The organism is Cupriavidus sp. GW823-FHT06D04, from assembly GCF_058795055.1.
Genome location: NZ_JBXAHL010000047.1, coordinates 33,800 through 45,394 on the forward strand (window position 1 = coordinate 33,800; position 11,595 = coordinate 45,394).

9 protein-coding genes and 2 pseudogenes are annotated in these 11,595 nt (G+C 60.4%); 7 read left to right on the forward strand and 4 right to left on the reverse strand.

Annotation, left to right across the window (positions count from 1 at the left end):
- The first annotated feature begins 322 nt into the window (after positions 1 to 322).
- A complete protein-coding gene (gene ltrA / locus AC1Q7H_RS35005; RefSeq protein WP_492382280.1) occupies positions 323 to 1,660 on the forward strand; it encodes a group II intron reverse transcriptase/maturase in 1,338 nt (445 codons plus the stop codon).
- Positions 1,661 to 2,008: 348 nt separating this feature from the next.
- Here ltrA and AC1Q7H_RS35010 read toward each other — a convergent pair whose 3' ends face one another.
- On the reverse strand, positions 2,009 to 2,230 hold the full coding sequence (locus AC1Q7H_RS35010; protein WP_228772706.1) for a DUF1643 domain-containing protein: 222 nt from the start codon (positions 2,228 to 2,230) through the stop codon (positions 2,009 to 2,011).
- Positions 2,231 to 2,580: 350 nt separating this feature from the next.
- On the opposite strand from AC1Q7H_RS35010, the gene AC1Q7H_RS35015 reads away from it, so the two are divergent.
- The 4 genes and pseudogenes from AC1Q7H_RS35015 to AC1Q7H_RS35030 all read left to right on the forward strand — a co-directional run.
- Entirely contained in the window at positions 2,581 to 3,246 is a 666-nt protein-coding gene (locus AC1Q7H_RS35015) for an ArsR/SmtB family transcription factor (RefSeq protein ID WP_153956313.1), read from the forward strand.
- 25 nt (positions 3,247 to 3,271) lie between these two features.
- Positions 3,272 to 4,009: an MBL fold metallo-hydrolase gene (locus tag AC1Q7H_RS35020; protein WP_153956312.1), complete on the forward strand. Its 738-nt coding sequence runs from the start codon at positions 3,272 to 3,274 to the stop codon at positions 4,007 to 4,009.
- 3 nt (positions 4,010 to 4,012) lie between these two features.
- Entirely contained in the window at positions 4,013 to 5,275 is a 1,263-nt protein-coding gene (locus AC1Q7H_RS35025) for an MFS transporter (RefSeq protein WP_153956311.1), read from the forward strand.
- Positions 5,276 to 5,863: 588 nt separating this feature from the next.
- Positions 5,864 to 5,989: pseudogene (locus AC1Q7H_RS35030) on the forward strand (histidinol-phosphate aminotransferase); the annotation flags it as partial.
- 123 nt (positions 5,990 to 6,112) lie between these two features.
- Here AC1Q7H_RS35030 and AC1Q7H_RS35035 read toward each other — a convergent pair.
- A complete protein-coding gene (locus AC1Q7H_RS35035; RefSeq protein WP_492382281.1) occupies positions 6,113 to 7,198 on the reverse strand; it encodes an IS630 family transposase in 1,086 nt (361 codons plus the stop codon).
- Positions 7,199 to 7,638: 440 nt separating this feature from the next.
- Here AC1Q7H_RS35035 and AC1Q7H_RS35040 point away from each other — a divergent pair, with 440 nt between their 5' ends.
- Positions 7,639 to 8,904 (forward strand): polyhydroxyalkanoate depolymerase, encoded by a 1,266-nt coding sequence (locus AC1Q7H_RS35040; RefSeq protein ID WP_153956236.1) that lies wholly within the window; start codon positions 7,639 to 7,641, stop codon positions 8,902 to 8,904.
- 37 nt (positions 8,905 to 8,941) lie between these two features.
- On the opposite strand, the gene AC1Q7H_RS35045 is transcribed toward AC1Q7H_RS35040, so the two are convergent.
- A complete protein-coding gene (locus AC1Q7H_RS35045) occupies positions 8,942 to 10,153 on the reverse strand; it encodes a polyhydroxyalkanoate depolymerase (RefSeq protein WP_153956235.1) in 1,212 nt (403 codons plus the stop codon).
- A gap of 354 nt (positions 10,154 to 10,507) precedes the next feature.
- Between AC1Q7H_RS35045 and AC1Q7H_RS35050 the strand changes: the two genes are divergently transcribed.
- Entirely contained in the window at positions 10,508 to 10,963 is a 456-nt protein-coding gene (locus AC1Q7H_RS35050) for a response regulator (protein ID WP_228772691.1), read from the forward strand.
- A 391-nt stretch (positions 10,964 to 11,354) separates the two neighbouring features.
- Here the strand turns inward: AC1Q7H_RS35050 and AC1Q7H_RS35055 are convergent.
- A pseudogene (locus AC1Q7H_RS35055) lies at positions 11,355 to 11,477 on the reverse strand (IS110 family transposase); the annotation flags it as partial.
- Positions 11,478 to 11,595 lie beyond the last annotated feature (118 nt).

Here is an 11,595-nt window from a genome sequence, read left to right on the forward strand (position 1 = left end):
CGGTCCGTAGGTTAACGAACCTGTTTCGGCGGGGTATGGCGGCGAGCCTGCACTAAAGTGGCGAAGCCTGGAAGTAACACAGCACGCTGTCGTGGCGGATAAAGCGGTGCGGTGGCGTACCACGTGGTTGAGGACGGAACGATAGGACGGTAGCACGAAGCAAGCGGGGAGACCTGCCGGCGAGGTGAACGCTGGCAGGAGTCAGAGTCCCGATAGTACTGCGCACGGAAGGGTAAAGCCGTGGAGACCTGCGTCAGAGCAAAAGGCGCACTAGGGAAGCGGGGCAGGAAAGTTGATAGCAAAAGACCGGAAGGAAGCAGAGATGAAGATCGAAGCATCGCCAGTGTCGGAAACGACTAGACGAGATGCAAACGCGCTGGGAAGCTGCGTGCAGCGGAAATTCGCGTCAGCTTCAATCTGGACGGACGCTATGTTGGCTGCTCTACAAAACGGAGTTAAGGGAGGTAAATGGCACAGTCTGATTGACAAGGTGTTTCGCCTGGACACGCTCGCGCTGGGATGGGCTCAGGTCGAGAAGAACGCCGGGGCGGCGGGAGTGGACCGCATGAGCGTGAAGCGATTCGCGCAAGCGCGGGACCGCTATCTTGCTGAACTGGCGCATGCATTGCAGGACGGTAGCTATCGCCCGCAGCCGGTGCGGCGCGTCTACATACCGAAAGGTAAAGGACGTCGCCCGCTCGGTATACCCGCTGTGAAGGACCGCGTAGTTCAAGCGGCCCTGAAGCTGGTCATCGAGCCGATCTTCGAGCACGAGTTCGAGCCAAGAAGCTACGGCTTCCGCCCGGGCTTGGGATGCAAGGACGCGCTCCGAGAAGTTGACCAGCATGTGAAAGCGGGCTATTGCTGGGTGGTCGATGCTGACCTGCAAAGCTACTTTGACTCGATCCCACACCTGCCCCTTCTCGCGAGAGTGGCCGGGCGAATCGCGGACGGCCGAGTTCTGGAGCTCATCCAGTCCTTTCTCAAGCAAGACATCATGGAAGACATGACGCGTTGGACGCCGACTTCTGGCAGTCCGCAAGGGGCGGTTGTCAGCCCCCTGTTGGCAAATCTGTACCTGCACGAACTTGACGTAGAAATGCGCCAGGCAGGGCTGGTCATGGTGCGCTACGCGGATGACGCCGTGGTGTTATGCCGTACGCGTGAGGAAGCAGAAGCTGCTTTCACTCGCCTGCGGGCTTGGGTGGACGCTAACGGCTTGAAACTGCATCCCGATAAGACCCACATTGGGGACTGCCGGTTGCAGGGTCATGGCTTCGAGTTTCTGGGTTACCGGTTCGAGGCGGGCCAACGCTGGGTGCGCAAGAAGAGTCTGATGGGGCTGCGGGATCGAATCCGTGCCCTGACCAAGCGCCACCGGGGCGATTCGATCGAGAGCATCATCGCGTCGATCAATCCGATCCTGCGGGGCTGGTTCGGATACTTCCGGCATGCCCACCGATACACCTTCTCGTCCGTCGACGGCTTTGTTCGTCGTCGACTGCGAGCGGTCCTGCGCCGACAGCTACATCGTCCAGGTCAGGGCCGATGCTTTCGCGATCACAGTCGATGGCCAAATGCCTTCTTCGCCAATCTTGGGCTGTTCACGATGTACGAGGCTCATCAATTGGCGCGCCAATCCCGATGTGGAAACAACTGACTGGAGAGCCCGTCGCGGGAAAACCGCACACCGGGTTCGGAGGGAGGGGACGGCGAAAGCCGTTTCCTACCCCTATCCACTGGCCGTTTTCTGCCTGTCACGACTTGCCGCTTTGGGTCGCTATGCAGAGGTTTACATAGAGCAGAGGGTTTTTTGATTAGCGGTCGCGGCCAGCCCCTTGAGTGGTGCGAGCGGGGCTGGCGAAACCTACGCATAGTTATAGCGTCTGCAAGAATCGATTCAACGAGTCCGGCGCCTGATACGGACGAATCCAGGCGTTAGGCGCTTCCAGTCGACCGAGAGCCTTCTCCTTCATCGCGAGGTCGGCTTCGACGTAGCGATGCGTTGTCATTGGGTAGAGAAGATTGCTTCGTCCATGACGGCGCCATTGGTGGTGTCCTCGTGCCGGAGTGGCGCCGGATGCGTCAGCAGCCCGTCCGGATCCGTCGAGCGCAGCGGGAACAGGTTGATCACCTCCAGCCGACCGTACTTGCCGGCCAGCGCTCGCTGCAGGCACCGCGTGATCGTCGGGTTGTTGACTTGGTGATCAGCCGTCGACGGGGCGAGCATGATGAACCCCAGTGCCGGCAGCTTGCATCCCACTCGTGCCAGAGGCGATAGCGATGTTGCTCGCAATCGGAGAGGATGCAGCTCGCCTCACCGTTGAGGATTTGGGTGGCCAGGTGTTTCATGCGTCGATCTCCTTGATCACCGCCCCCAAAAGGAGGGGAGGGCGAAATTGGTCACCAACCTGTGCACCCGCGCGCCGTATGCTAGATGCTATGAAGGGCCGCGGAGGCAAGCCCCGTGGAGTAAAACAAGGATTCGGAGACTCGTTTCTGCGGGTCCAGGGGTTGAGGCCCACTGGGTCCTTCGCTGCAAAATCTTGCCGTAATTCTAATATTCACTAGAATGATTGCATGAGAGAGTTGAAGAATCACCTTTACGAGCAGGTCGCCCGGATCGGGAAAGCTGTAGCCAGCCCGAAGCGGCTGGAGCTCATCGAACTCCTGTGCCAGGGCGAGAAGACGGTCGAGGTACTAGCTGCCCAAGCGGGAATCAGCGTGAAGCTGGCTAGCGCCCATCTCAAGGAACTCCGCGGGGCCCGCCTTGCCGAGACTCGCAAGGTTGGAAAGTATGTCGTGTACCGGCTGGCCAGCACCGGTGTGGCCGACCTCTGGGTGACCTTGCGTTCCGAAGCCGAAGAGCGGCTGGTCGAATTGCAGGTGGCACTGGCGACCATCGTCGAGCATGACGATAACCTTCAAGGATTTGACCGGGTCGCCATCCTGAGGAAGGCCAGGGCAGGGGAGGTGCTGGTGCTGGATGTACGCCCTGCCGATGAGTTCACCGCGGCCCACCTACCGCATGCTCGCTCCTTGCCGCTGGGCGAGCTTAAGAAGCGGCTTGCCGAGATCCCCAAGGACATGCCTGTGGTTGCCTACTGCCGAGGCCCCTTCTGCTTGATGGCCAAGGACGCTGTCGAGTTCCTGCGCAGCAAGGGCTACCATGCCTTCCATCTGACCGATGGCGTGGCCGAGTGGCGGGCCCACGGGTTGCCCATCGAGCTTCAGGGCAACCCATGAAGGCGCTTGGACACAGGAGACAGTTATGTTCTTCCGGCAACGCCCCGCAGAAAACGCCACGCTGTCCTATTTCTTCGGATGCGCCGGTGTCGGCAAGGCAGTTGCCGTCGACGTCGTCGCCGGTGACGAAGCCTGGTTCATTGCCGAGGCCAAGAAGAGGGGCGTAGTGATTACCCATGTGATCGACACCCATGTACACGCAGATCACTACTCCGGGGGTCCCGCACTGGCGCGTCAGGTCTATGCGCCCTACTACCTGCACGAAAGCAACAAGGGACGGGGGGCATTCGACTTCGCGCCGCTGGTCGATGGCCAGCGACTGGAGGCCGGCAATGTGCTGGTCGACGTCCTGCACACTCCCGGGCACACACCCGACAGCGTCTGTCTGCTGGTGCGCGACCTGCGCCGAGGCGACGAGCCATGGTTTGTGATGACTGGAGACACGCTGTTTGTGGGGGCCATCGGACGCCCCGACCTCGCTGGCATGGAACGCGAGATGGCCGCCCAGCTTTATGACAGCCTGCATCAGAAGTTGCTGACGCTGCCTGCAGATCTCGAGATTTACCCAGGGCACCAGGCTGGCAGCGCGTGCGGCGTCGGCTTGTCTGGCAAGCCTGCGTCGACCATTGGCTTCGAGAAGCGCTGGAACGCAGCGCTCACCTTGGAGAAATCCGCTTTCGTCGAATACCTGACCAGGGAGATCCCCCCTCAACCCGCCAACATGGAAGCGATGGTGCGGGCAAATCTAGGTTGGGGGCGCTAAGGCATGAACACGGCGCCGATCCGCCTCGGGCTGCGTGAGAACCTCGGCCAGTTTTCGCTGCTGGTCCTCGTCAACGCATTTGTTGGTGCCATGGTGGGCCTAGAGCGCAGTATCCTGCCGGCCATTGCCGAGCAGGAATTCCACATCGCGGCGCGCACGTCGGTTCTTTCCTTCATCGTGGTGTTTGGTCTCACCAAGGCACTGACGAACTACTTTGCCGGGCGTTTTTCCGATCGCTTCGGCCGGAAGCGAGTCTTGGTGGCCGGCTGGCTGGTCGCCATACCGGTCCCATTCATTCTGATGTGGGCACCCAACTGGAATTGGGTGGTCGGAGCCAATGTCCTGTTGGGCGTGAGCCAGGGGCTGACGTGGTCCACCACAGTCATCATGAAGATCGACCTGGTCGGCCCGAAGCAGCGCGGCCTGGCCATGGGACTCAACGAATTTGCCGGATACTTCGCGGTGGCAGCCAGCGCACTGGCCACTGGTTGGACCGCCGCCCACTTCGGTCTCAGGCCCGAACCCTTCTACCTGGGCGTCGTCTACGTTGCTGCCGGGCTGCTGCTTTCCGCGCTTGCGGTTCGCGAAACCCGGGACCACGTCGTGCACGAGTTGCGTGAGCACCATCCTCAAACAGTTGCGGACAAGCTCAGCCAAGCCGAGATTTTCCGCCGCACATCGCTGACCGATCGCAATCTCTCCAGCGTCAGCCAGGCCGGGCTGGTCAACAACCTTAACGACGGCATGGCCTGGGGCCTGTTCCCGCTGGTCTTTGCCGCAGCAGGGATGACACTGGCGCAAATCGGCGTGCTAGCTGCGATCTATCCAGCAATCTGGGGCGCTTTGCAGATTCTCACCGGCGCTCTTTCGGACAAGATTGGCCGCAAGTGGCTGATCGTGTCGGGGATGTGGTTGCAGGCAGGGGGGATTGCCGTCACCGCAGTAGCAGCAGATTTCCACGTGTTTGGTCTGGGTGCCGCTTTGCTTGGAATCGGCACGGCGATGGTCTATCCAACCTTGCTCGCCACGATCGGCGACGTGGCCCACCCTCCCTGGCGCGCTTCCGCAGTGGGCGTCTACCGGCTTTGGCGTGACCTTGGCTACGCAGTGGGAGCTCTCTTGGCCGGTATCACTGCGGATATGTTCGGCGTGCCGACGGCGATCTGGCTGGTCGCGGCGCTGACCTTGCTGTCGGGTGTGGTTGCAGCGGTGCGGATGAGCGAAACCCATGCAACAGGTGAGGCACGAGCGAGAGCGGCCCCATAGCCACAGTCCTGTCCATCGCCGTCCTATTGCCCTGGGGGGGCGATTGCAGGCGCTCGCGATTGATGTGCGGTCAGACAGGCCCGTTTGGATAGCTGGCCCGGCGAGCGATACCTGACCCACATCGCCGAGATGCAGGTCGGCCTACGCGAACGGTTCTGCCAGACATCCAAACACCTTCTTCGTGTTAAAACATGTTTTCGTTCTAGGTGAAGGAGGGCGATTCCGGTGTCGGGCAATTTCCGATTTTTGTGGCTGACGCTGGCAGCTTTGCCCCCTGGGTACTGCAGATTTCGGCCGGTCTCCCGATTAGGTCTTCGTTGTGATCTCCTCTCCGTTCCATATGAGGCCCTCTTCGATGCCACCGTAGACCTTCGGTCCGGTATCGGAATTATGCCTGGCAGGTCACAATCGGCTCGCCTGCCTGCGCGGTTGTCGCTATGTAATGGGCTGAATACAGGGGCCGCAGCACGATTACCTATGTTGGCATCTCCGTCGCCTGGAGCTTTCCGGTTTGATGCGTCACCGCCTCGCCGTGCTGCTGGGTGGCCTCCCCCGTGATGTGCAAGGTGAGTCAAAACTGGAGTTTCCCTGTCAGCCGTAGAGCCCGCCCTGATCGGACGCATCGTCCGTGACGACATACCCGCCATGGGCGCCTGCCATGTGCCGGATTCGCACGGTCTGGTCAAGCTCGACGCCACGGAGAACCCGTACCGGCGCTCTTCCTTTTTGCCGTACGTTTCACCCCGCCTACGCTGCAATGTCGGCGGGGTCAGAGTCACCACCGTACATGTCGTTCCGCAAGGTGGTTCACGAACGAACTGCTAGCGTTACCGCATTCTAGTGTCCCGAGTCAGAAATTCGTAGACAAAATCGCTTGATGCTGGCGAGGATGTCATCGGCGGACTTTGTCCACACGAAAGGCGTGGGGTTGGCGTTGTTCAGGTCAAGGTATTGGCGGATAGCTTGCTCAAGTTGTCGGGTTGAGCGATGCGTGCCGCGGCGGATGTATTGTTCGGTGATGGTTGCAAACCAGCGCTCCACCTGATTGATCCACGAGGCGGAGGTCGGTGTGAAATGAACATGGAAGCGTGGATGGCGAGCGAACCAAGCCTTGATCGACGCCGTCTTGTGCGTGCCGTAGTTGTCCATGACGAGATGCACATCGAGCTTGGGTGGCACGTTGGCTTCGATCGTGCATAGAAACTGCAGGAACTCACTGCTGCGATGTCTGCGATGCAATTCACCGATAACTTTTCCTGTGGCGATGTCCAGCGCGGCGAACAACGTTGTCGTGCCATGGCGCATGTAGTCATGCGTGCGTCGCTCGGGGATGCCTGGCGCCATCGGCAAAATCGGCTGCGTGCGGTCCAGCGCCTGAATCTGGCTCTTCTCGTCAACGCACAACACCATGGCCTTGAGCGGTGGGTCGAGGTACAACCCCACGATATCTCGCACCTTCTCCACGAACAATGGGTCGCTGGACAGCTTGAAGGTCTCCTGTCGATGCGGCTGCAGCCCAAAGGCGCGCCAGATACGCGTCACGGTCGACTGCGACAGATCTGCCGCGCGAGCCATGCTGCGCGTGCTCCAGTGAGTAGCCCCGGCTGGCACGGATTCGAGCGTCTTGGCAATAATCGCATCGACCTGTGCGTCAGCGATGGTCCTCGGCGCCCCTGGGCGCGGAGCATCCAGCAGCCCATCCAGGCGATCCGCGACGAATCGCGAGCGCCACTTGGAAACCGTATGCACGTCGACACGCTGCTTTGCGGCAACGGTCTTGTTGTCCAGGCCTTCAGCACTGGCCAGCACGATGCGCGCGCGCAAAGCCAACGCCTGTGCCGTCTTGCGCCGCATCGTCAGCGCCTTGAGCTGCTCGCGTTCAGCCTCACTCAAGATTAGTTCCGCCTTTGGTCTTCCCCTCATCGCTACCTCGCCCCGTGCGTGCCTTCAATGCAGAGTACAACGCGAGCCAAATAATGCAATGAATTTCAGACTCATGACACTAGTGCGGGCCGAGACTAAGCGACCCGGGGGTGGTGATGGGGTGGCGACTTTGCTTTGTACAAGCTGGCGGTATAGCCGGTTCGTTCAGCAATTGGCAAAGCAGCGGCGAGGGTACCGAATGCTTAAGTTTCGTACTAGCGCGCAGGCTTTCGTTCACAGCGGGACGATGCCTCCATCCTTGGCACTGCAGCAATACCTGCCCGACCTATAGTGAAACTCTGGTCCAGCCCGGCGCATCAGCGGAGGCGCCGGCCGCCACAAACGCGAACCGTGGCAAGTCCGCCTAGACAGCGGCTCCCATCGTTCTGGAAATCGGATCGTGATCGCCGACTAGCCCGGTGTACTTCCTGGAGGTTTCCATGCTGTACCAGTTCATGGAGTATCAATGCGCGCTGCTCGCGCCATTCGCTGCGTGGGCGGCGAGCGCAGCCAACGCGTTTGCCGATCATAACAGCCCCCTATCGCAGGTACCGGGCGCCCCCGCCTTGGCCGCGGGTTACGAAATGCTGTACCGCCTCGGCAAGACTTACGACAAGCCGACGTTTGGCATCGCTGCCGTCCAGCACAACGGCCGCGTCATCCCTGTGGTCGAACAAGTTGTGCTGGACAGGGCATTCTGCCGTCTGCTGCGCTTTGCAGCTGATCCACTCGCACTTGGCGCCGACACTTGCCAGCCAAGACCCGCTGTGCTGGTCTGTGCGCCGCTTGCAGGGCATCACGCCGTCATGCTTCGCGAGGTCGTCCAATCCCTTTTGCCGGAGCATATCGTCTATGTGACGGACTGGACGGATGCGCGCCGCGTTCCCCTTGCGGAAGGGCCGTTCCACCTGGATGACTATGTGATCGAACTGCAGGCGTTTATCCGTCAGATCGGCTCGTCGGAACAACTGCACGTGCTTGCCATCTGCCAGGCCACCGTGCCAGCCCTGGCCGCAGTTTCTTTGTTGGCCAGCGCCGATGAGCCGACCCCAAGGAGTCTGATCCTAATCGGCGGGCCGATCGATGCGCGCTGCAGCCCCACTGCGGTCGGAAGGCTGGCCGCAGACCACACGCTCGCATGGTTTCAACGGAACTTGATCTACACGGTGCCCGGTCGCTACGCCGGCGCCGGTCGCAAGGTGTACCCGAGCTTCCTGCAACTTGCCGGCCTGGCGGCAGCCCAGCCGGGGCTGGTGGTGGCGTCGCATCAGGACTACTATTTGGAGCTCGCAAGGGGTGACTACGAGCGTGCCGAAGCACACCGGCGCGTTTGCGATACGTACAACGCGGTACTCGACATGGCGGCCGAGTTCTACCTGGATACCATCCGGATCGTGTTCCAGGAGTTTCGTCCGGCGCGCGGCAATTGGTTCGTGCGAGGCCAGCTCGTGCGCCCGCAAGACATCCGCACTACTGCACTACTGACCATTGAAGGCGAACACGACACCATTTCCGGCAGCGGGCAGACCCACGCAGCGCACGGTCTGTGCCGGGGCCTTGCCGCCCGCGACAAGCGGCACGTAACGGCGCGCCGGTGCGGCCATTATGACCTCTTCTGTGGCCCCCGATGGCACTCCGAGATATACCCCGGCATCCGCGCTCTGATGCGACAGGCTACTGCCTCCGCGCTTGGCTGGGGAAGCTAGTTTCTTATCAATCACAAGACTCCGAAGCCCGAAACGGTCACGCGGCATACCCATAGATGAGAGCGCGAATGCGTGGATAGATCCGGGTGCACCACCGAGCGCCGGAGAAGATCCCGTAGTGGCCACAGCCGCGAGCGGTCAGATGATGCTTGCGCGAGTCGTCGATACCTGTGCAAAGATCGTGTGCTGCTCGGGTCTGGCCGCGGCCACAAATGTCGTCGTGCTCGCCTTCAACGGTGATTAGGGCACTGGACCGGATATCGCCCGGGCGTACGTGCTCGCCATGCACGCGCCAAATGCCGCGTGCCAGGCGACATTCCTGGAAGACCACCCGCACGGACTCCAGATAGTATTCAGCATCCATGTCGAGCACGGCGTTGAAATCGTCGTAGAAGCATTGATGCATACTGGCCGACTCGGTTTTGCCTGCCGCTACATCGAAGTAATAGTTCAGGTGCGATTTCAGGTGGCGATCGGGATTCATTGCGATGAAGGCCAAATGCTGAAGAAAGCCCGGGCAGACTCTGCGGCCGGCTCCAGGGTACATAGAAGGCACGGTGTCGATCATTTGGCGTTCGAACCAATCGAGCGATTTATTGAATGCCAGCGTATTGACCACTGTGGGGTCACGCCGCACATCAACCGGACCGCCGATCAATGTGAGGCTTTTCGGTGTGGGCTCACCATGGCTTGCCATCAGGGATACCGCGGCGAGCACCGGCACGGTCGATTGGCATACGGAGACGATATGAATGTCCGGTCCCAAGTAGCCGATGAACTCGCGCACATAGTCGACATACTCATCAAGATGGAAGGCACCCTCGGCGAGCGGAACTTGGCGAGCGTCGCGCCAATCGGTGAGATAGACGTCGAAGTCTGGCAACATCGCCCGCACCGTCTCGCGCAGCAGCGTGGCGTGGTGGCCCGAAAGCGGCGCGACGAGCAGGACGACCGGATGGCGATAAGTAGTTGCGCGCTCAAAGTGCAGCAGGCGGCAAAACGCCTTGTCCAATACCACCGCTTCGCTGACCGCAACCTGGTGACCGTCGATCGATACTTGGGTGAGGCCAAATGGCCTCTTAGGATAGCGCTTGCAAAGTCGCACCAGCAATTGACACCCGGCAGCGAGATGGGTGGCTGGGGCGGCCATCGGTGCGTTTTCAAGAGCGCTCAAGAAGGTCGCGCTTGCATGAAGCCAGGGAAGAAACGGCACCCACGCAGCATTGCAAAGTTCATATAGCTGATACAAGGCTGTACTCTCGTCAACCACCACGATTTCAGCGTAGTGCTGGGAGGCTCGTCTGTTGAGCAGGCAGCCACGAAACGTGTTCTCGGAGATTGGATTTTTTCGCTGTAGGAACAAACTTACATTGAAAAGGACTCTGGGCGTATGGGGCCGCTGCTCGGGCGTTGGGCCGGCTGCAGTGCCCGAAACGACGCGATGCGGCTACGGACGGCAGTTGATCGAGAAGGCGCTGACCTTCACGCTCAAGGCCCGCATGCAGCTTCGCTTTGAAGCGGCGTACGCTGCCGGATCGAGGTGCCGCTGGAACCGCCGCAGACCGTTGGGCAGCAGCGGAAGGAAGCTTAACGGGAGGCGCCCATGGATCATGTGCCAACTCTGCAAGGCCGTCGTATCCTGGTCATCGAGGACGACTCCGGGGTTAGTCAGGCAATCACGCTCTTGCTCGAAGGCGAGGGCGCCGAGGTGATTGGACCGGTCGGCTGGGCTGAAGAGGCTCTCGCCTTGATCGATAGCCAAGGCACGACGCTGGACGCCGCGCTCCTCGACATCGACCTGCACCTATGCCATTGCCGACGCGCTGGCAAGCCGGGGAATCCGCTTTGCCTTCGCGACGAGCTACGGCGCCGAAGCCATTGCGCCGGCCTATCGCGATGTCCCGCGTTGCCAAAAGCCGTTCAAGGTCGAAGATTTGGTCAAAGCCCTGTCGACGACGCGGGCATGAAATCCGAAGGGGAGGGCGGCTTCGCAGGAAACAAGTGGTTCACGACTGTCGTGAAGACGTTTCAAGTTCCGCTGCTGGGGGACGACATTTAGTGGGGGGGCAAAATGCAAGCGCTATTTGCACGACGCTACACACAACAGCCGGCTATTGTCGTCGCCCGGGAATACGTGGTTGACGAAACCCCGGTTGAAGTCATTTCCTTATACATACATGGACGCCCCCGGGACTGCCAGGTTTTCAAGGTGTGATGGTTCCAGGGTGGAGATTGCAGCCATACATCCGGCCTCATATGTGGGAATTGACCGCCGCCCCTGATGGAATCCGCTGGTTGGCTCCCCAATCAGAAGGGTGCACTTGGAGTGCGCTGTATAACGCGGGTTCTGCCAACCATGGTCTGACCTGTCTTGCCATCACTTCATTGTTGCCAGTGCAATCGGTGGTGGGCTCCTTCGCAATTTCCTTGGTGGAACTTGGCCAGGCGGATTACGCGCTTGCCGTGGCAGGCGTGTAATCCGCCTGGTACTTACGCCTGCGGACTAACAGTGCCCAAACGATCCGAGCATTCTTGTTGACCAATGCTACCGCAGCGATATTGAGGTTCCGACGCTGTTGTACTTTCATGACCTACTCAGAAGAAGGCTTCGGCTCCCGGATGGTCACTTCAAACTCCCCCACTTGTGGTCGGCTAAATTCCCCCAGGCAGGACGAGCTGATTATGAGTCGG

Excerpts from the sequence above, each read along its gene's own strand:
- ltrA (WP_492382280.1), top strand. The coding sequence starts at position 323 with ATGAAGATCGAAGCATCGCCAGTGTCGGAAACGACTAGACGAGATGCA.
- AC1Q7H_RS35010 (WP_228772706.1), bottom strand. The coding sequence starts at position 2,230 with ATGCTCGCCCCGTCGACGGCTGATCACCAAGTCAACAACCCGACGATC.
- AC1Q7H_RS35015 (WP_153956313.1), top strand. The coding sequence starts at position 2,581 with ATGAGAGAGTTGAAGAATCACCTTTACGAGCAGGTCGCCCGGATCGGG.
- AC1Q7H_RS35020 (WP_153956312.1), top strand. The coding sequence starts at position 3,272 with ATGTTCTTCCGGCAACGCCCCGCAGAAAACGCCACGCTGTCCTATTTC.
- AC1Q7H_RS35025 (WP_153956311.1), top strand. The coding sequence starts at position 4,013 with ATGAACACGGCGCCGATCCGCCTCGGGCTGCGTGAGAACCTCGGCCAG.
- AC1Q7H_RS35035 (WP_492382281.1), bottom strand. The coding sequence starts at position 7,198 with ATGAGGGGAAGACCAAAGGCGGAACTAATCTTGAGTGAGGCTGAACGC.
- AC1Q7H_RS35040 (WP_153956236.1), top strand. The coding sequence starts at position 7,639 with ATGCTGTACCAGTTCATGGAGTATCAATGCGCGCTGCTCGCGCCATTC.
- AC1Q7H_RS35050 (WP_228772691.1), top strand. The coding sequence starts at position 10,508 with ATGGATCATGTGCCAACTCTGCAAGGCCGTCGTATCCTGGTCATCGAG.